Origin of the sequence: Pseudomonas sp. efr-133-TYG-5 (assembly GCF_030209175.1) — a bacterium.
GTDB lineage: Bacteria > Pseudomonadota > Gammaproteobacteria > Pseudomonadales > Pseudomonadaceae > Aquipseudomonas.
Map to the genome: position 1 here is coordinate 2,004,217 of NZ_JARVSM010000001.1, position 18,106 is coordinate 2,022,322.

The following is an 18,106-nucleotide window of genomic DNA, read 5'->3' on the forward strand; positions in this document are numbered from 1 at the left end:
CAAGGCTAGAGGAATGGCGGCGAGGCAATCCAACCGTCACTCGGCAACAGGCGTTCGCCAAACGCGAACGCTGGGGAAATTATCTGTCGGACTCAGGCAGCGGCTGGCGCAATCACCCGGCCGCCCCGGCACGCAGGCGTTCGAACAGAATCCGGCTCACCGGCGACAGACCGGCCTCGTCGCGCACCACCATGATCAAGGCGCGATCCGACCAGGCATCGCTCAGCGGCACCGCGTGCAGCCCCAGCGCCCGGCCGAACAACTCGTAGGCGCGCTGCGGCAGGATACCGATGCCCATGTTGGCCTGGACCATCCGGCACACCGCGTCGAACCCCGGCACATGAATGCGGATGCGCAGGACCTTGCCGGCCTGACGGGCAGCCGCGTGGGTGCGCATGTTGATCGAACTGGCGGCGTGCAGACCGACGTAATCGCTGTCGAGGGTTTCGCCGAACGCCACGGATTCGCGCCCGGCCAGCGGGTGCTCGGCGAGCATCACCACCACCAGTTTGTCTTGGCGGTAGAGCACGCTGTGCAGGCCCTTGATGTCGCTGTCGCTGGAGCAGATGCCGAAATCCGCGACGCCGTCGAGCACGCCCTGGATCACCCCGTCGCTGGGGCGTTCCTCGAGGTCGGTCTTGACCTGCGGATGCTGCGCGGAGAAGTCGCGCAGGTCTTCGGGGAGAAACTGAATGATCGCCGACAGGTTCGCCAGCATCCGCACGTAGCCGCGGATGCCGTGGCTGTGCTCGCCCAGTTCCAGGCCCATGCGCTCGACGTTGAACAGCATCTGCCGGGCATGGTGCAACAGGGTCTTGCCGGCTGGCGTGAGGGTCATGCCCTTGGCCTGGCGGATGAACAGGCCGATGCCCAGTGCCTCTTCCAGCTCCATCAGGCGCTTGCTCGCCGCCGACACCGCGATGGCTTCGCGGCCCGCCGCACGAGTCAGCGTGCCCTCTTCGTGGACGGCGACGAACAGTTGCAGGGTGATCAGGTCGAGACGGCGGATCAGGCTTCTTTGCAGCATGCGGGACTCGGCAATGGCAGCGCGGACGGACGACCAGCATACCGTCGTTCGTCCGCCCTGCGCCCGCCTCAGAATGCGCTGCGGAAAATCTCCTCGATCTGGCGCTGGTCCGCCGCCCGTGGATTGGTCAGGCCGCAGGCGTCTTTCAGGGCGTTGGCCGCGAGCAGTGGAATGTCGGTGCACTTGGCGCCGAGATCGCGCAGGCCGCCGGGGATGTCGACATCTCTGGCCAGGCAGCGAATCGCCGCGATGGCCGCCTGGGCGCCCTCTTCCGGGCTGAACCCGCGGATGTCCGCACCCATCGCGTGCGCCACATCGGTCAGGCGCTCGGCACACACCAGGGCATTGAAGGTTTGCACGTGCGGCAGCAACACCGCGTTGCAAACGCCGTGGGGCAGATCATAGAAACCGCCCAACTGGTGCGCCATCGCATGCACGTAGCCGAGCGAGGCATTGTTGAAGGCCATGCCGGCGAGGAACTGCGCGTAAGCCATGTTTTCCCGCGCGGCGAGATCGCTGCCGTCGCGCACGGCCAGGCGCAGGTTGTTGCTGATCAGCGTCATGGCCTTCAGCGCACAGGCGTCGGTGATCGGGTTGGCGGCGGTGGAGACATAGGCTTCGATGGCGTGGGTCAGCGCGTCCATGCCGGTGGCGGCGGTCAGGCTTTTCGGCATGGCGAGCATCAGCGCCGGATCGTTGACCGACAGCAACGGTGTGACGTTGCGATCGACGATGGCCATTTTCACGTGGCGGCTTTCATCGGTGATGATGCAGAAACGGGTCATCTCGCTGGCGGTGCCGGCGGTGGTGTTGATGGCGATCAGTGGCAGTTGCGGTTTGCTCGATTGGTCGACGCCTTCGTAGTCGCGGATCTGCCCGCCGTTGGTCGCGCACAGGGCAATGCCCTTGGCGCAGTCGTGGGGCGAACCGCCGCCCAGCGACACGATGAAATCGCAGCGACTTTCCTTGAGCAGGCCCAGCCCGGCCTCGACATTGGCAATGCTCGGGTTCGGCTTGGCGCCGTCGAAGATCACCGAATCGATGTCCTGCATGGCCAGTTTCTCGGCGATCATGGCCGCCACACCGGCCTTGGCCAGACCGGCGTCGGTGACGATCAGCGCCTTGCGAAACCCATAGTTGCGGATCGCGACCATCGCTTCGTCGAGGCAGCCGCTCCCCATGATGTTTACGGCGGGAATGAAAAAGGTGCTGCTCATGCGCGTCTCCTGGCTGGGGCCGGATCGACTGCTGCGATACGGCGATGGGTACAGCATCGACCGATCAGTCACGCCCGATGTTGATCTGGCTCAATGCCCGCTCGTGATAAAGTCGCCGCCCATCCGCCCTTTGTTTTGAGACACCTGTGCAATGACCGATTTTCTGGATGTCGACGCCACCCTCGAAGACTGGAGCGTCCTGCGCGCCACCGCTGACTTCAACGGTCTGCTGCTCGGCAATGGCGCCAGTCGCGCGGTATGGGACGACTTCGGCTACGACTCGCTGTTCGACAACGCGCGCACGGTGGAAGAAAAGCCGCTGAGCGCGTCAGAGCTGAGCGTGTTCGACGCCCTGCAGACACGCAGCTTCGAGCAGGTACTCGGCGCGCTGAAAACCACCAGCCGGGTCAACAAGGCCCTGGCCGTCAGTTCGGCCGCGCCACGCAATCGCTACTACGCGATCAAGGAAGCGCTGATCAACACCGTGCATGCCGTGCACATTCCCTGGCGCCTGGTACAGCCGTCGACCCTGGCGACCCTGAATCAGGAACTGGCCCGTTATCGCACCGTGTTCACCAGCAATTACGACCTGCTCAACTACTGGGCGCTGCAGTACCGCAGCGAGGCCATCGACGACCTGTTCAACGGCGCCGATGCCAGTTTCGACCTGAGCGCCACGGCCAGCGACAAGCCGCGGCTGCTGTACCTGCACGGCGGCCTGCACCTGGTGCGCAACCAGGACGGCACGGCGCGCAAACTGACTTCGACCGAGGGCACGCTGCTCGGCAGCTTTGCAATCAACAACACGATCAAGACACTCGACGACGTGCCGCTGCTCGTCAACGAAGGGCCGAGCGCGGACAAGCTCAAGACCATCCGCAGCTCGGACTACCTGTCGTTCTGCTACGAGCAGTTACTGGGGCATGGCGACAGCCTGTGCATCTTCGGCCATGCCTTGGGCGAGCAGGATGCTCATATCGTGCGCGCCTTGCGGCTGGCGAAACCGCAGAGCGTGGCAATCTCAATTTATCCGCGCAGTGCGGCGTTCATTCAGCATCAGAAACGCCATTACGCGAAGGTGTTCGAAGGCACCGGGGTCGAGTTGCGGTTTTTCGATTCGAAGACGCATGCGCTGGGGCATCCGCAGCTTTCGGTCCCGGTGGAGATTTGATTCAGGCAGGTTGAGCGCTTTCGCGAGCAGGCTCGCGCCCCCAGGCATTCCAGGGTGGTCGCGGGTTGGCTCCGGGCGGCGTTACGACGACGCTTGTTCTGCCTGGCTCATTCTTCCGTGCTGTGCACCACCACCAGCAACTGCGCCTGCACCTCGCCCACCGAGCGGATCCGGTGCGGCTTCTGCGCATTGAAGTGCAGCGCATCGCCCCGCTCGAGCAGCACCCGCTCGTTCATGAAATCCACTTCCACCCGGCCTTCGTGGACGAACAGGAATTCCTCGCCCAGGTGTTCCTTGAAGGTCTTGTCGGTGAACTCGCTCGGCGGGTAGATGATGAACGGCAGCAGGCTGCGCTCGCTGACCTGATGCGCCAGGACCGCGTACCCCGGGCTCTGGTCATTGGCCGCCAGCGACTGGCGCTCGTGGCTGCGCACCAGGCTGTAGCTGTCGAGGCTGACGCTGTCTTCGCTGAACAATTCCTCGACCTTGACGTTCAGCGCCTTGGCCAGTTTCAGCGCGGCGGCAATCGACGGAGTGTTCAACCCGCGCTCGACTTTCGACAGATAACTCTTGGTCATGCCGGATTTCTCGGCCAGTGCCTCGAGGGTTACGCCGAGTTTTTTTCTCAGTAATTTCAAACGGATAGACATGCGCAGCGATTAACTCACGGAGGAAGCGACGATTGATGCTTGCCAATGACACTTTGTGTCATATAGCCTCTTTGGTGTCATTTGCCTGCACCGACGACCTTGCCAGTGGCGGTGCAAGCGCAAACCCGACGTCCATTGAATCAGCCAAAGGACACCCGATATGGCCAAGACATTAGCACTCCCCAAAGCGCAACTGGTCGAGCAAGCACTGACCCAGATGCAGAAGACCCTGGCGGATAATACGTGGACCGACCGGCAAAAGCTGGCCCTGACCTGCCGGATCCTGTTCGAGAGCGGGCACGACTCGGGCCTGGCCGGGCAAATCACCGCCCGCGGCCCGCAACCCGGGACCTATTACACGCAGCAACTGGGCCTGGGCTTCGATGAAATCACCGCGAGCAACCTGCTGCTGGTCAACGAAGACCTGGAAGTCCTCGAAGGCCATGGCATGGCCAATCCGGCCAACCGTTTCCACAGTTGGGTGTACCGCGCCCGGCCGGATGTGAACTGCATCATCCACACCCATCCGACGCACATCGCAGCGTTATCGATGCTGGAAGTGCCGCTGCAGATTTCCCACATGGACCTGTGCCCTCTGTACGAGGACTGCGCTTTTCTCGAAGGCTGGCCGGGGGTGCCGGTGGGCAACGAGGAAGGCGAACTGATTGCCGGCGCCCTGGGCGACAAACGGGCAATCCTGCTTTCCCACCACGGTCAGCTGTCGACCGGCACCACCATCGAGGAAGCCTGTGTCATCGCGCAATTGATCGAGCGCGCGGCCAGACTGCAACTGCTGGCGATGGCCGCCGGCACGATCAAGCCGATCATCCCCGAACTGGGGCGCGAGGCGCATGACTGGGTGTCGAAACCCAAGCGCCACGCTGCCGCGTTCAACTACTACGCCCGGCAGAACCTGCGGCAACACGCCGATTGCCTGAACTGAAATTCTTTTGCGGAGACACACCATGTCCACACTTCACGGCATCATCGGCTACACCATCACCCCGTTCGGCGCCGACGGGGCAGGCCTCGACCTGCCGGCCCTCGGTCGATCCATCGATCGCCTGATCGACAGTGGCGTGCACGCCATCGCCCCGCTGGGCAGCACCGGCGAAGGCGCCTACCTGAGCGATGCGGAGTGGGACCAGGTGGCCGAATTCAGCCTCCAACACGTGGCCAGACGCGTGCCGACCGTGGTCAGCGTCTCTGACCTGACCACCGCCAATGCGGTACGCCGCGCGCGCTTCGCCGAGGCCCATGGCGCCGATGTGGTGATGGTGCTGCCGGCGTCGTACTGGAAACTCAGCGAGGCGGAAATCCTCGCCCACTACCGCGCCATCGGCGCCAGCATCGGCGTGCCGATCATGCTCTACAACAACCCGGCCACCAGCGGCATCGACCTCTCCGTCGAGCTGATCCTGCGCATCGTCAAGGCCGTGGAGAACGTGACCATGGTCAAGGAAAGCACCGGCGACATCCAGCGCATGCACAAGCTGAAACTGCTCGGCGAAGGTCAGGTGCCGTTCTACAACGGCTGCAATCCGCTGGCGCTGGAAGCATTCGCGGCCGGGGCCAAGGGCTGGTGCACGGCGGCGCCGAACCTGATTGCCCAGCTCAACCTCGACTTGTACGAAGCCACGCAAGCGGGCGATCTGCACACCGCGCGCGAGTTGTTCTACCGGCAGTTGCCGCTGCTCGACTTCATCCTCAAGGGCGGTTTGCCGGCGACGATCAAGGCCGGTCTGCGCGCAACCGGGCTGGAGGTCGGCGACCCGCGCCTGCCGGTATTCGCGCTCGATGAAAGCGGCACCAATCAACTGGCAAACCTGCTCAAGGCCTTGCGCTGACTGAAAAAAAATCCCGCGCCGATTGCTCAGGGCGGGATTGTTCCTGCGCGCCGCTCAAAGGCTGGCGGCGCGTTTCATCGCTTCGCGGTGGAATGGCTGATCCTTGAGGATCTGCGCGATAAACGTGTCAGTGACCAATTGCAGGTGTTCGAACTGGCCGCCCGAGGCGTTGAACGCGCCCCGCCAGGATTCACTGTGGTTGTGCACCGTGTAGACGCCGAGCACTTCCTTGCCGTGACTGAGGCTGAAAATCACCGTGCTGTCCCAACTGACCGGTACCGGCACGAGGAACAGGGTAAAGGCACTCAGCAACATCTGCGGCTGCATCCCGCCGACATCGCTGTTGGCGATCACCAGCAGGTTGTAACCGTCCTCGCTGCGCCCGGCCTTGACCTCTTCGAAGGTGCCGCGCCGACGCAGATCGTCACGCAGCATCCAGCTCGGCAAGCCGACGACGTCGACGTTGATGGCCGGCAGTGCCTGGTTGTAGTCGACCACCGGCGCCTTCAGGCTGTGGGTCGCCTGGCAACCGCCGAGCAACAGAAGCAGACCGAGAAACAGCTGTTTGATGCGCATTAGAGTTTTCCTGACAGCATGGCTTTATAGATGGAGGCGCTGGTGCCGTTCTCTTCGCGAATGAACGGCGTGGCGGTGTACAGGTTGGGCATATCCAGGCGTTGCAGACCCGGCACCTGCGGGTATTTGGCGCGCACCAGGGCCGCATCGCGCTCAAGGTGATCGCTGTGCAGGAACAGGCACGTGGCATTGCGACCGATCAGGCAGCCGGCGCGAAAATCGCCGAGGTAATAGGCCTTGCCGGCCTCCAGTTGCATGCCGATGGTGAAGTCTTCACGGCTCCAGGACAGCGCCCGGCCCTGATCGAAGCGCACGTTGTAAATCTCGTAGCGCCCCGGTTTGAGCGGCATGACGAACAGCGTGCCGATGCCGTGCCCGGTCTCGCGCACGTCGCGCTCGGTGCGCGCATAAAACTGGTTGTGCAGGCGGGCGCTGGCGAATTCATCGCCGCCGCGCTTGCGGATCATCAGCATTTGTTCCTGCGCCGCGAATTCAGCCTTGGGCCAGATGCCGACCACGCCCACCACATAGGCCACGCCGGACTCGGCAGTCGGCTTGAGTTCGTCGTCAATGTGCGTCGGGGACAGGCTGTAGCAGCCGCTCAGGGCGAGCAGCATCATCAGGACAGAGAGAAAGCGGATCATCGGTGGGACTCTTGCGTGAACATTCAGACAGGCACGAAAGAGTGAATACGCCGACCCTTCCATGGATGGGTGACGGAGGATAAGGCAAATAGTGGCACATAGCCAGAATTCAGTCGCCAAAACCTTGGCGACTGAACGTCACAGTGCGCCTCAGAGCACCGGCAGGGTCTTGTCCTTGATGGTCTTCGTCGGGCCGTTGGCCTTGACGCTGGCGATGCCCTTGGCACACGCCGTTTCGGAGGAATACGCCTCGCTGCTGCCGATGATCTGGTGGTTGGCGGCCTTCAGGTTGAAGTACGGGTTGCCGTCCCTGGTCGACTTTTTCTCATAGCGTTCGTCCAGCGGACTATTGGCCTGCACGGCGGCGATACCGTTTTCGGCGGCGCTGCGGCTGGTGTACAGCTCACTGGTGAGAATGGTTTCGGCGTTCGCGGCCTTCAGCACAAACCTGAACTGGCCGGTGCTGCTTTTGCTCAACTCGTACCATCCGGACATGCTCGTTCTCCCTGGCGATTGAAAGGTGGCGCGCCAAGGAGTAAAGACCAGCCACGGGCATCTGTCGCCCGCTCGGGCCGTGCTACTTCAGCACGGCCCGCACCATCGACAGCTGCGGCGGCGTCATGCGGCGCTGGCTCAGGTAGCGCGTGCAGCTGACCCGCAGGAACGACGCGAAGTTGACCACCTCACCGCGATAATCCATCACCTCTTGATACAGCTTGGCGATCAACTGATTGGTGGTCATGCCGTCGACCTCGGCGATTTCGCTGAGAATGTCCCAGAACTGATTCTCCAGGCGCAACGTGGTGACCACGCCGCAGATGCGCAGCGAACGCGAGCGCGATTCGTAGAGGATCGGGTCGGCCTTGACGTAGAGCTCGCACATCGGCGCTGCCTCGTTACAGGGTAATTCGGGTGCCGAGCAGGCCGAGGAAACCGGCCAGCCAGTTCGGGTGCGCCGGCCATGCCGGCGCAGTGGCCAGATTGCCCTGAACGTAGCCATCGGTCACCGCAATATCGATGAACGTGCCGCCCGCCAGGCGCACTTCCGGCGCGCAGGCCGGGTAGGCGCTGCATTCACGGCCTTCGAGAATGCCCGCCGCCGCCAGCAGTTGCGCGCCGTGGCAGACCGCGGCAATCGGCTTGCCGGCCTGGTCGAAAGCACGCACCAGCTCAAGGACTTTTTCGTTCAGCCGCAGGTATTCCGGGGCACGCCCGCCCGGCACCAGCAGCGCGTCGTAATCCTTGGCGTCGACCTTGGCGAAGTCGAAATTCAGCGCAAACAGGTGACCGGGTTTCTCGCTGTAGGTCTGGTCGCCTTCGAAGTCGTGGATCGCCGTACGCACGGTCTGGCCGGCGGTCTTGTCCGGGCACACCGCGTGGACGCTGTGACCGACCATCTGCAACGCCTGGAACGGCACCATCACTTCGTAGTCTTCGACGTAATCGCCGACCAGCATGAGGATTTTTTTCGCAGCCATGACAGGACTCCTCTGGGAATTGACGCGGGAGTAGTCAAGGTAGTCCTTATCGGCCGGGGTGGGTAATAACCGCCTACTACAGCGCGGGCCGGCAGGGCGCTGTCGCAGGCTGCGAACGGTTGATTGCGAAATAAGCTCGCAGCCTTGGGCAGCTCCTGTGTTGGGCGGCCCCAACTGTATGGATAACTCTGCGCCTAGCTGTAACAGCAAGTTTCGCCGGGTTTGTGGCTAGATGAAGTCACGTCCCTGTCACCTTCGATTCTGGTTGCCATCATGTCTTCACGCGAGAACACCGGCATGGCCCTGGGCCTGCTCGGCGTTGTGATTTTCAGCCTCACCTTGCCCTTCACGCGGATTGTCGTGCAGGAACTGCATCCGCTGCTCAACGGCCTCGGCCGGGCGCTGTTCGCGGCGGTTCCGGCGGCGCTGCTGCTGATGTGGCGGCGCGAGAAATGGCCGACCTGGTCGCAAGTCAAAGGCCTGAGCCTGGTGATCGCCGGGGTGATCCTCGGCTTCCCGGTGCTCTCGGCCTGGGCCATGCAGACCCTGCCAGCGTCCCACGGCGCGCTGGTCAACGGTTTGCAGCCGTTGTGCGTGGCGCTGTACGCCGCATGGCTGTCCCATGAACGGCCGTCGAAAGCCTTCTGGGCCTGCGCCGCGCTGGGCAGTGCGCTGGTGCTTGGCTACGCGCTGTACAGCGGCGCCGGCAGCATTCAGGCCGGGGATCTGCTGATGCTCGGGGCGATTGCCGTGGGTGGCCTGGGTTACGCCGAGGGGGGGCGGCTGGCCAAAGAGATGGGCGGCTGGCAGGTGATCTGCTGGGCGCTGGTGCTGTCGACACCGCTGCTGATCGGCCCGGTGTGGTACCTGGCGCTGCAGCATCAGGGCGCGGTCACGGCGAAAACCTGGTGGGCGTTCGGCTATGTCGCGCTGTTTTCGCAGTTCCTCGGTTTCTTTGCCTGGTACGCCGGGCTGGCCATGGGGGGCATCGCCCGGGTCAGTCAGATCCAGTTGCTGCAGATCTTTTTCACCATCGCGTTTTCCGCGCTGTTCTTCGGCGAACACGTCGAGCCGATCACCTGGCTGTTCGCCTGCGGCGTGATCGCGACGGTGATGCTCGGGCGCAAGACCGCGATCAAGCCTCATGTGGCAGCGAGCCTGCTGGCGAAGGGGCCGTAACCGTCAGCAGCATCGTTGACGGTGAGTCCGCCTTCGCCAGCAGGCTCGCCCGCGCAGAGGCCGGGTCAGGCCAGGTAACCGTCGGCGCGCAGCAGGGTTTCCAGGCAGTGTTCGCTGATGTTGTAGAACGCCTTGAGCTGCTCGATCTTCACCAGCAACTGCGCCGGGTCCACCGGCTCGGCGCGCTTCACCGCCAGAATCATCTTGTTCTTGTTGGTGTGCTCCAGCGAGATGAACTCGAAGACCTTGGTTTCGTAACCGCAGGCTTCGAGGAACAGCGCGCGCAGACTGTCGGTGACCATTTCCGCCTGCTGGCCGAGGTGCAGGCCGTATTGCAGCATCGGTTTGAGCAGCGCCGGACTCTGGATCTGCAGGCGGATCTGCTTGTGGCAGCACGGTGAGCACATGATGATCGCCGCGCCCGAGCGGATACCGGTGTGGATCGCGTAGTCGGTGGCGATGTCGCAGGCATGCAGGGCGATCATCACCTCCAGTTCGCTCGGTGCCACGCTGCGCACGTCACCACACTTGAACACCAGCCCCGGGTGCTGCAGCTTTTGCGCGGCGACGTTGCACAGGTTGACCATGTCTTCGCGCAGCTCGACGCCGGTGACTTCGCCCTGGGCCTGCAGGGTGTTGCGCAGGTAGTCATGGATGGCGAACGTCAGGTAGCCCTTGCCCGAACCGAAATCCGCCACCCGCACCGGTTTGTCCAGGGCCAGCGGCGACGAGGTCAGCGCATGGCTGAACACTTCGATGAACTTGTTGATCTGCTTCCACTTGCGCGACATCGCCGGGATCAGCTCGTGCTGGGCGTTGGTCACGCCGAGGTCCTTGAGGAACGGCCGGCTCAGGTCGAGGTAGCGGTTCTTCTCACGGTTGTGCTCGGCGGACGGCGCTTCGCGCAATTGCTGAGGTTTGCTCCTGAACAGCGAACTCTTGCCCTTTTTGCTGTATTCGAGCTGGGCTTCGTCGCTCACGGCCAGTAGATGCGCATTTTTGAACGCGGCCGGCAGCAGCGCGGCAATCGCTGCCACCCCCTCGGCCAACGGCAGGTTCTTGGTGATGTCGCGGGTCTTGTAGCGATAGACGAACGACAGATGCGGCTGCGACTTGACCGTCACCGGTTTGATGATGATCCGCTGCAGATCGGCTTCGTCACCGACGTACTTGGCCAGCACCAGTTTGATGAAGCCGTTCTGCTCGAGGCTGGCGTGCAGCAGCTCGATGAACTGGGCGTGGTGATCCGGCGCAGGTTTGGCGGAGGGGACGGTGACGGACATGAACAAGCGGCCTCGGGACGGGCGAAACGGGAATGGCGGGTATTTTAGGGGGGATGGCGGTTGGGGACACGTGCTTATTTACCCAACGGCTGGAAAAGCGCCCTCAGCCCAATCCTCTCCGGGAGCGAGGGCTGGATCTCAAGTTGAAAAAATGCTCAGCCCAACACCACCAGGCGGTTCGGCAATTCATTGCGCACCTGCGTCACCGGCACATGCACCTTGAGCAGTTCACCGCAGGCCTCGATGCACGTGACGAACCCCTCCAGCGTGCGCCCCTGCCGCACCTGCTCGGTAAACGCGGCGACGATTGCATCCCAGCTGGTGTTGTCCAGCCGCCGGGAAATGCCTTCGTCGACCAGAATCTCCACATAGCGCTCGGCCTCGCAGACGAAGATCAGCATGCCGGTGCTGCCGACGGTGTGGTGCAGGTTCTGTTCGAGAAACTGCCGGCGCGCCAGGTTCGATGCGCGCCAGTGGCGGACCCGGCGCGGCACCAGATGGGTGGTGATCCTTGGCAGGCGGAACAGCAGGCACAGCACAATGAACAGGCCCCACTGCACCAGCAACAGGCTGCGCAGGGTCAGCCAGCCGCTGAGGTAATGCACCATGCCCGGCACCATCAGCGCCAGCAGGCTGGCCCACAGCAGCGGGATGTACGCATAGTCGTCGGCGCGCGCGGCGAGCACCGTGACCAGTTCGGCGTCGGTGTCGCGCTCGACCCGGGCGATGGCCTCGGCCACTTTGCGTTGTTCGTGTTCAGTCAGTAATGCCATGTCGAAAAGTGCCTGATCATTATTGTTGTGTGCTCACCAGCCGCCGGACGAACCGCCGCCGCCGAAGCTGCCCCCGCCGCCGCTGAAGCCCCCGCCTCCGCCGCCACCGCCAAAACCACCGCCACTGCCACCGAAACCACCGCCGCCACCGGAACCACCACGGCCGGCGGGAAGGATACCGAGCATCTGGCAGACAAACACCGTCAGGATGAACAACATCAGCAGAAACACGAACAGCGCCGGGTGGCGCGAGATGAAATCGGCGGACGGATCGCCAGCCGATTCATACACGGTCGACGGCTCGTCCAGCGGATTGCCGCCCAGCACCACCAGCATCGCCGCCACGCCGTCGCTGATGCCCTTGCTGAAATTGCCGGCCTTGAATGCCGGCGTGATGACTTGATGGATGATCACCGAACTCTGCGCGTCGGTCAGGCGGTCTTCCAGGCCGTAGCCGACTTCGATGCGCAACTTGCGCTCGTCGCGGGCGACGATCAGCAGCGCGCCGTTGTTCTTGTCCTTCTGGCCGATGCCCCAGTGCCGGCCGAGCTGAACGCCATAGTCCTCGATTGTGGTGCCCTGCAGGTCCGGCACAGTGACCACCACCAGTTGCTCGCCGGTGGCCTGCTCGTGGGCCTGCAACTGCTGGCTGAGCTGCGCACGCACCGACGGCTCGATCAGCTGCGCCTCATCCACCACCCGCCCGCTCAGCGCCGGGAACGTCAACTCGGCCCGGGCGCTGACGGCGCACAGCCAAAGCATCAGTACCAGGCCTATCTTCAACACACGCATGCATACCCCCCCGCCGATCCCGTGCAGGCACTGCGCCTGCCGGGCGTTGCTCAGAATTTCACTTCGGGGGCCTTGTCGGCGCCGGGTGTGGTGGCTTCGAAGGTTTCGCGGATCGGCAGGTCGCTGTACATCACGCTGTGCCAGAGCCGGCCGGGAAAGGTGCGGATCTCGGTGTTGTACTTCTGCACCGCCAGAATGAAATCACGCCGCGCCACGGCGATGCGGTTCTCGGTGCCTTCGAGCTGCGATTGCAGGGCGAGGAAATTCTGATTGGCCTTGAGGTCCGGATAGCGCTCGGATACCACCATCAAGCGGCTCAGTGCGCCGCTCAACTGATCCTGGGCCTGCTGGAACTGCTTGAGCTTTTCCGGGTTGTCGAGGGTGCTGGCATCGACCTGAATCGACGTCGCCTTGGCCCGGGCCTCGACCACGGCGGTCAGGGTCGCTTCTTCATGCTTGGCATAGCCACGCACCGTTTCCACCAGATTGGGGATCAGGTCGGCGCGCCGCTGGTACTGGTTCTGCACCTGGCCCCAGGCGGCCTTGGCCTGTTCGTCGAGGGTCGGAATGTTGTTGATTCCGCAAGCGGTCAACAGCGTGGCCAGCACCAGCAGCGTGGCGACCTGCAAACGCGAGCGGTAGGTTGGACGGACATTCATCGGACAGGTGCTCCCTTGCACATTTGAGGAAAAGTAGACCGCGAAACATTCTCCGGCGGCTCTTGGGGCATAATCGGCCGCGCCACTGGATTGCAACGGGCCAATGGGCTAAAAAGAGGCCCTGCGTGATCACGCCGCCGGATTCGGCTGCGTCGATCCGGCGTCGGTTTTTCCATCGACACCCGAACAACAATAGTCGCTCCCTAAATTTTGGCTGGCCGGCAGTACATTGCCGTTTGCGCCCTCGAGAAAAACATTCATGAAGAAGCTGTGTTTGCTGGGTCTGTTCGTCAGCCTGGCCAGTCATCAGGTATTGGCCGCCGACACCCCGGTACCCCTGGAAAACAAGGACGCCTTCATCAGCAACCTGATGAAGCAAATGACCCTCGACGAAAAGATCGGCCAGTTGCGCCTGATCAGCATCGGCCCGGAAATGCCCCGCGAGCTGATCCGCAAGGAGATCGCCGCCGGCAACATCGGCGGCACCTTCAACTCGATCACACGCCCGGAAAACCGGCCGATGCAGGACGCAGCCATGCGCAGCCGGCTGAAGATTCCGATGTTCTTTGCGTACGACGTGATCCACGGTCACCGTACGATTTTCCCGATTCCGCTGGCCCTGGCCTCGAGCTGGGACATGGACGCCATCGGCCTGTCCGGGCGCATTGCCGCCAAGGAAGCCGCGTCCGACAGCCTCGACATCACCTTCGCGCCGATGGTCGACATCTCCCGCGATCCGCGCTGGGGCCGCAGTTCCGAAGGCTTCGGTGAAGACACCTACCTGACCTCGCGCATCGCCAGAGTCATGGTCAAGGCCTACCAGGGTGCCACCCCGAGCGCCGCCGACAGCATCATGGCCAGCGTCAAGCACTTCGCCCTGTATGGCGCGGTCGAGGGCGGTCGCGACTACAACACCGTCGACATGAGCCCGGTGAAGATGTACCAGGACTATCTGCCACCCTACCGCGCAGCGATTGACGCCGGCGCTGGCGGGGTGATGGTGGCGTTGAACTCGATCAACGGCATCCCGGCCACCGCCAACACCTGGCTGATGAACGACCTGCTGCGCAAGGAGTGGGGCTTCAAGGGTCTGGCGGTCAGCGACCACGGAGCAATCTTCGAGCTGATCAAGCACGGCGTCGCCGCCGACGGTCGCGAAGCCGCGAAGCTGGCGATCAAGGCCGGGATCGACATGAGCATGAACGACACCCTGTACGGCAAGGAGCTGCCGGGGCTGCTCAAGTCCGGCGAGATCGAGCAGAAAGACATCGACAATGCCGTGCGCGAAGTGCTCGCCGCCAAGTACGACATGGGCCTGTTCAAGGACCCGTACCTGCGCATCGGCAAGGCCGAGGACGATCCGGCCGACACCTACGCCGACAGCCGCCTGCACCGCGCCGAAGCGCGTGAAGTGGCGCGTCGCAGCCTGGTGCTGCTGAAGAACCAGAATGAAACCCTGCCGCTGAAGAAGGACGCGAAAGTCGCCCTGGTCGGCCCGCTGGCCAAGGCTCCGATCGACATGATGGGCAGTTGGGCCGCCGCCGGGCGTCCGGCGCAATCGGTGACCCTGTTCGACGGCATGAATTCGCTGATCGGCGACAAGGCCAATCTGACCTACGCCCGTGGCGCCAACATCACCAGCGACAAGAAAGTCCTCGACTACCTCAACTTCCTCAACTTCGATGCCCCGGAAGTGGTCGATGACCCGCGCCCGGCCAACGTGCTGATCGACGAAGCGGTAAAAGCCGCCAAAGGGGCTGACGTGATCGTCGCGGCGGTCGGTGAATCCCGTGGCATGTCCCACGAATCGTCGAGCCGCACCGACCTGAATATCCCGGAAAACCAGCGCGAGCTGATCCGCGCGCTGAAAGCCACCGGCAAGCCACTGGTGCTGGTGCTGATGAACGGCCGGCCGCTGACCCTCCTGCAGGAGAAGGAACAGGCTGACGCGATTCTGGAAACCTGGTTCAGCGGCACCGAGGGCGGCAACGCCATCGCCGACGTGCTGTTCGGCGACTACAACCCGTCGGGCAAGCTGCCGGTGACCTTCCCGCGTTCCGTCGGCCAGATTCCGACCTACTACAACCACCTGAGCATTGGCCGCCCGTTCACGCCGGGCAAACCGGGCAACTACACCTCGCAGTATTTCGATGACACCACCGGGCCGCTGTTCCCGTTCGGTTTCGGCCTGAGCTACAGCGATTTCAGCCTCAGCGACATGGCGTTGTCCTCGACCACGCTGAACGCCAGCGGCAAGCTCGACGCCAGCGTGACGGTCAAGAACACCGGCAAGCGTGACGGCGAAACCGTGGTGCAGCTGTACATCCAGGACGTCACCGGCTCGATGATCCGCCCGGTCAAGGAGCTGAAGAACTTCCAGAAAATCCTGCTCAAGGCCGGCGAACAGAAAGTCGTGCACTTCACCATCACCGAGGATGACCTGAAGTTCTACAACGCCCAGCTCAAGTACGCGGCCGAGCCTGGCAAGTTCAACGTGCAGATCGGCCTGGACTCCCAGGACGTCACGCAGCAGAGCTTCGAGTTGCTGTAAGCCTGCCCTGATCGTTCCCACGCTCTGTGTGGGAACGATCAAAAACCTGTGGGAGCGAGCTTGCTCGCGAATGCGGCCTGACAATCAACATCAATGTTGAATGTGACGGCCTCTTCGCGAGCAAGCTCGCTCCCACCGTTGTTTTGGGTGCGGTAACTATCCGCGACGATCGAGCAGGTTGACCACCAGGCGATCCACCCAGCCCCAGATCCGCTGCTTGATCCGCCGCCACAACGGCCGGCGCTGCCATTCCTCCAGGCTCACCTGCTGACTCAGGGCGAAATCGCTCTCGAAACTCGCCACCACCGCCGCCGTCAGTTGCGGGTCCAGCGCCTCCAGATTCGCTTCCAGGTTGAAGCGCAGGTTCCAGTGATCGAAATTGCACGAGCCGATGCTCACCCAATCGTCCACCAGGACCATTTTCAGGTGCAGGAAACACGGCTGGTATTCGTAGATCTTCACCCCGGCCTTGAGCAGGCGCGGGTAGTAGCGATGGCCGGCGTAACGTACCGACGGGTGATCGGTGCGCGGCCCGGTCAGCAACAGGCGCACGTCGATGCCCCGGGCGGCGGCCTTGCGCAGGGAGCGGCGGATGTTCCAGGTCGGCAGGAAGTACGGCGTCGCCAGCCAGATCCGCTGCTGGCCGCTGTTCAGCGCGCGGAGCAGCGATTGCAGAATGTCGCGATGCTGGCGCGCGTCGGCATAGGCCACCCGGCCCATGCCCTGCCCCGTGTCCGGCACCCGTGGCAGACGCGGCAGGCCGAAATTGGCCGAGGGTTTCCAGGCCCGGCGATGGCGGTTGGCGATCCACTGGCGGTCGAACAGCAACTGCCAGTCGAGCACCAGCGGCCCGGTGATGTGCACCATGACTTCGTGCCATTCGCTGGTGGCGTGGCCCGGCGTCCAGAACTCGTCGGTGACGCCGGTGCCGCCCACCACCGCCAGACGCTGGTCGACCAGCAACAGCTTGCGGTGGTCACGATAGAAATTGCCGACCCAGCGCCGCCAGCTCAGGCGGTTGTAGAAGCGCAGCTCGACCCCGGCGAGAGTCAGGCGCTGGCGCAGCGTCAGGGTGAAGGCAAGGCTGCCGTAATCATCGAACAGGCAACGCACGCGCACGCCGCGTTCCGCCGCCAGCACCAGCGCCTGGACGATGGTTTCGGCGCAGGCCCCGGCCTCCACCAGATACAACTCCAGCTCGATCTGCTCGCGGGCCTGGGCAATCTCCGCGAGCATGCGCGGAAAGAATTGCGGGCCGTCGATCAATAGCTCGAAGCGGTTGCCATCACGCCACGGAAACACCGCGCCGCGCATGTCAGCGCGCCGTGAAGATCAGCACCGCACCCACCGGCACCGACAGACTGATGGCCGACAGACCGGCCAGGTTGCGCAGGTTTTCCAGCCCCGGCAGCAGCGCGAAATCCTCGGCGTTGATCACCAGCGGCTCCAGCGTCACCACTTGAAAGCGCCGGTCATCCAGGCGGGTGGCGAGCAGTTCGGCCGGGTATTCGTGCTGTTTGCCGTGCAGGTTGACGGTCAGCGGCAGGCGCAACTCCAGCTGTGCGCCCGGGGCCAGATCGTTGATCGGGCGCAGGTCGATCCGGGTGCTGATGGTCGCCGTGGGGAACTGCTCGATCTGGAACAGCTCCTTGCGCATGCGCTCGTCCCGCAGCGGGATGCCACTGTTGATCGAGTCCAGCTCGACTTCGACTTCGGCGCGCCCGTCCGGATCGACCTTGCCGTGCAGCACCAGAAAGCGCTGCACTTCCGAGACATGGGCATTTTTCGTACTGACGAACGACAGCCGCGACGACTCGCCGTCCAGATACCAGTTGGCCTGGGCCGGCAGCGCGGCGGCGCCCAGCAGCAGGCCGGTACAAGCGGTGTAAAGGAAGCGGTTGAACATTGCAGACTCATGGGGCGAATAAACCTGAGCCGAACCTTAACCGCCACTGGCGTTATTGCAAACTGTCCGTCACCACTTGTTTTCCCTCTTGTGGCGCGAGAGCCTGCCGCCGCACAACTGAACTGACGGCGTGAACTCTGCGCTGACCGTCAGCCAGGCGTGCGCCTGGAAGGCTCGGGGGCCGCTTCGCAGTCCGGCACAAGCAGGCGCCCGGGCTAGATCAGTGCTTGCCGGACGTCGCCAATGGTCACCCGCCAGGCTGTTCAGGTGCAGGCTTCGCCCCCATTCCACCGGCGCCTGATCCATCGGCCAGTGCCGCGCCCTGCTGCCTACCAGTCGGCCCTTGGCATGGA

Annotated in this window: 19 protein-coding genes; 5 read left to right on the forward strand and 14 right to left on the reverse strand. The window is 63.4% G+C overall.

The window, feature by feature from the left end; genetic code table 11:
• Positions 1–112: 112 nt before the first annotated feature.
• A complete protein-coding gene (locus QRN70_RS09075; protein ID WP_285417146.1) occupies positions 113–1,027 on the reverse strand; it encodes a LysR family transcriptional regulator in 915 nt (304 codons plus the stop codon).
• A 68-nt stretch (positions 1,028–1,095) separates the two neighbouring features.
• The gene (yiaY, locus tag QRN70_RS09080; RefSeq protein ID WP_285417148.1) at positions 1,096–2,244 is read right to left on the reverse strand and encodes an L-threonine dehydrogenase; all 1,149 of its coding nucleotides are present in this window, start codon (positions 2,242–2,244) and stop codon (positions 1,096–1,098) included.
• 151 nt (positions 2,245–2,395) lie between these two features.
• Between yiaY and QRN70_RS09085 the strand changes: the two genes are divergently transcribed.
• Entirely contained in the window at positions 2,396–3,415 is a 1,020-nt protein-coding gene (locus tag QRN70_RS09085) for a DUF4917 family protein (RefSeq protein WP_285417149.1), read from the forward strand.
• A 107-nt stretch (positions 3,416–3,522) separates the two neighbouring features.
• Here QRN70_RS09085 and QRN70_RS09090 read toward each other — a convergent pair whose 3' ends face one another.
• Complete coding sequence (locus QRN70_RS09090; protein WP_285417150.1) at positions 3,523–4,065, reverse strand: helix-turn-helix domain-containing protein; 543 nt, start codon at positions 4,063–4,065, stop codon at positions 3,523–3,525.
• Positions 4,066–4,225: 160 nt separating this feature from the next.
• Here QRN70_RS09090 and QRN70_RS09095 point away from each other — a divergent pair, with 160 nt between their 5' ends.
• Complete coding sequence (locus QRN70_RS09095; protein ID WP_285417151.1) at positions 4,226–5,008, forward strand: aldolase; 783 nt, start codon at positions 4,226–4,228, stop codon at positions 5,006–5,008.
• A gap of 22 nt (positions 5,009–5,030) precedes the next feature.
• Positions 5,031–5,912, forward strand: coding sequence for a dihydrodipicolinate synthase family protein (locus QRN70_RS09100; RefSeq protein WP_285417152.1), 882 nt, complete (start codon positions 5,031–5,033; stop codon positions 5,910–5,912).
• 54 nt (positions 5,913–5,966) lie between these two features.
• Here QRN70_RS09100 and QRN70_RS09105 read toward each other — a convergent pair whose 3' ends face one another.
• The 5 genes from QRN70_RS09105 to QRN70_RS09125 all read right to left on the reverse strand — a co-directional run bounded on the left by QRN70_RS09105 (position 5,967) and on the right by QRN70_RS09125 (position 8,610).
• Positions 5,967–6,488, reverse strand: coding sequence for a hypothetical protein (locus QRN70_RS09105; RefSeq protein ID WP_285417153.1), 522 nt, complete (start codon positions 6,486–6,488; stop codon positions 5,967–5,969).
• Positions 6,488–7,132, reverse strand: a complete 645-nt coding sequence (locus QRN70_RS09110) for a hypothetical protein (RefSeq protein ID WP_285417154.1) — start codon at positions 7,130–7,132, stop codon at positions 6,488–6,490. Before QRN70_RS09110 ends, QRN70_RS09105 begins: the two co-directional genes overlap by 1 nt.
• 150 nt (positions 7,133–7,282) lie before the next feature.
• Positions 7,283–7,627, reverse strand: coding sequence for a YegP family protein (locus QRN70_RS09115; protein WP_285417156.1), 345 nt, complete (start codon positions 7,625–7,627; stop codon positions 7,283–7,285).
• Between the two features lie 82 nt (positions 7,628–7,709).
• Positions 7,710–8,015, reverse strand: a complete 306-nt coding sequence (locus QRN70_RS09120) for a ribbon-helix-helix domain-containing protein (RefSeq protein ID WP_285417158.1) — start codon at positions 8,013–8,015, stop codon at positions 7,710–7,712.
• A gap of 13 nt (positions 8,016–8,028) precedes the next feature.
• Positions 8,029–8,610 carry a DJ-1/PfpI family protein gene (locus tag QRN70_RS09125; RefSeq protein WP_285417159.1) on the reverse strand — a complete coding sequence of 194 codons (582 nt, stop codon included), beginning with the start codon at positions 8,608–8,610 and terminating at the stop codon, positions 8,029–8,031.
• A gap of 273 nt (positions 8,611–8,883) precedes the next feature.
• On the opposite strand from QRN70_RS09125, the gene QRN70_RS09130 reads away from it, so the two are divergent.
• Positions 8,884–9,789: a DMT family transporter gene (locus QRN70_RS09130; protein ID WP_285417160.1), complete on the forward strand. Its 906-nt coding sequence runs from the start codon at positions 8,884–8,886 to the stop codon at positions 9,787–9,789.
• Positions 9,790–9,854: 65 nt separating this feature from the next.
• On the opposite strand, the gene QRN70_RS09135 is transcribed toward QRN70_RS09130, so the two are convergent.
• The 4 genes from QRN70_RS09135 to QRN70_RS09150 all read right to left on the reverse strand — a co-directional run bounded on the left by QRN70_RS09135 (position 9,855) and on the right by QRN70_RS09150 (position 13,296).
• The gene (locus QRN70_RS09135; protein ID WP_285417161.1) at positions 9,855–11,072 is read right to left on the reverse strand and encodes a class I SAM-dependent methyltransferase; all 1,218 of its coding nucleotides are present in this window, start codon (positions 11,070–11,072) and stop codon (positions 9,855–9,857) included.
• Positions 11,073–11,227: 155 nt separating this feature from the next.
• On the reverse strand, positions 11,228–11,845 hold the full coding sequence (locus QRN70_RS09140; protein WP_285417162.1) for a TPM domain-containing protein: 618 nt from the start codon (positions 11,843–11,845) through the stop codon (positions 11,228–11,230).
• A 33-nt stretch (positions 11,846–11,878) separates the two neighbouring features.
• Complete coding sequence (locus tag QRN70_RS09145; protein WP_285417164.1) at positions 11,879–12,637, reverse strand: TPM domain-containing protein; 759 nt, start codon at positions 12,635–12,637, stop codon at positions 11,879–11,881.
• A 50-nt stretch (positions 12,638–12,687) separates the two neighbouring features.
• A complete protein-coding gene (locus tag QRN70_RS09150; RefSeq protein ID WP_285417165.1) occupies positions 12,688–13,296 on the reverse strand; it encodes a LemA family protein in 609 nt (202 codons plus the stop codon).
• 259 nt (positions 13,297–13,555) lie between these two features.
• On the opposite strand from QRN70_RS09150, the gene bglX reads away from it, so the two are divergent.
• Entirely contained in the window at positions 13,556–15,847 is a 2,292-nt protein-coding gene (bglX, locus tag QRN70_RS09155) for a beta-glucosidase BglX (RefSeq protein WP_285417167.1), read from the forward strand.
• 156 nt (positions 15,848–16,003) lie between these two features.
• Here bglX and QRN70_RS09160 read toward each other — a convergent pair whose 3' ends face one another.
• Positions 16,004–17,161, reverse strand: a complete 1,158-nt coding sequence (locus QRN70_RS09160) for a phospholipase D-like domain-containing protein (protein ID WP_285417168.1) — start codon at positions 17,159–17,161, stop codon at positions 16,004–16,006.
• Between the two features lies 1 nt (position 17,162).
• On the reverse strand, positions 17,163–17,753 hold the full coding sequence (locus QRN70_RS09165) for a YceI family protein (RefSeq protein ID WP_285417170.1): 591 nt from the start codon (positions 17,751–17,753) through the stop codon (positions 17,163–17,165).
• Positions 17,754–18,106 lie beyond the last annotated feature (353 nt).

Bases quoted from the DNA above. Each gene is read 5' to 3' on its own strand.
- QRN70_RS09140 (WP_285417162.1), bottom strand. From the start codon at position 11,845: ATGGCATTACTGACTGAACACGAACAACGCAAAGTGGCCGAGGCCATC.
- QRN70_RS09110 (WP_285417154.1), bottom strand. From the start codon at position 7,132: ATGATCCGCTTTCTCTCTGTCCTGATGATGCTGCTCGCCCTGAGCGGC.
- QRN70_RS09125 (WP_285417159.1), bottom strand. From the start codon at position 8,610: ATGGCTGCGAAAAAAATCCTCATGCTGGTCGGCGATTACGTCGAAGAC.
- QRN70_RS09085 (WP_285417149.1), top strand. From the start codon at position 2,396: ATGACCGATTTTCTGGATGTCGACGCCACCCTCGAAGACTGGAGCGTC.
- QRN70_RS09150 (WP_285417165.1), bottom strand. From the start codon at position 13,296: ATGAATGTCCGTCCAACCTACCGCTCGCGTTTGCAGGTCGCCACGCTG.
- yiaY (WP_285417148.1), bottom strand. From the start codon at position 2,244: ATGAGCAGCACCTTTTTCATTCCCGCCGTAAACATCATGGGGAGCGGC.
- QRN70_RS09090 (WP_285417150.1), bottom strand. From the start codon at position 4,065: ATGTCTATCCGTTTGAAATTACTGAGAAAAAAACTCGGCGTAACCCTC.
- QRN70_RS09105 (WP_285417153.1), bottom strand. From the start codon at position 6,488: ATGCGCATCAAACAGCTGTTTCTCGGTCTGCTTCTGTTGCTCGGCGGT.
- QRN70_RS09130 (WP_285417160.1), top strand. From the start codon at position 8,884: ATGTCTTCACGCGAGAACACCGGCATGGCCCTGGGCCTGCTCGGCGTT.
- QRN70_RS09075 (WP_285417146.1), bottom strand. From the start codon at position 1,027: ATGCTGCAAAGAAGCCTGATCCGCCGTCTCGACCTGATCACCCTGCAA.
- QRN70_RS09160 (WP_285417168.1), bottom strand. From the start codon at position 17,161: ATGCGCGGCGCGGTGTTTCCGTGGCGTGATGGCAACCGCTTCGAGCTA.
- QRN70_RS09120 (WP_285417158.1), bottom strand. From the start codon at position 8,015: ATGTGCGAGCTCTACGTCAAGGCCGACCCGATCCTCTACGAATCGCGC.
- QRN70_RS09100 (WP_285417152.1), top strand. From the start codon at position 5,031: ATGTCCACACTTCACGGCATCATCGGCTACACCATCACCCCGTTCGGC.
- bglX (WP_285417167.1), top strand. From the start codon at position 13,556: ATGAAGAAGCTGTGTTTGCTGGGTCTGTTCGTCAGCCTGGCCAGTCAT.
- QRN70_RS09095 (WP_285417151.1), top strand. From the start codon at position 4,226: ATGGCCAAGACATTAGCACTCCCCAAAGCGCAACTGGTCGAGCAAGCA.
- QRN70_RS09115 (WP_285417156.1), bottom strand. From the start codon at position 7,627: ATGTCCGGATGGTACGAGTTGAGCAAAAGCAGCACCGGCCAGTTCAGG.
- QRN70_RS09165 (WP_285417170.1), bottom strand. From the start codon at position 17,753: ATGTTCAACCGCTTCCTTTACACCGCTTGTACCGGCCTGCTGCTGGGC.
- QRN70_RS09135 (WP_285417161.1), bottom strand. From the start codon at position 11,072: ATGTCCGTCACCGTCCCCTCCGCCAAACCTGCGCCGGATCACCACGCC.
- QRN70_RS09145 (WP_285417164.1), bottom strand. From the start codon at position 12,637: ATGCGTGTGTTGAAGATAGGCCTGGTACTGATGCTTTGGCTGTGCGCC.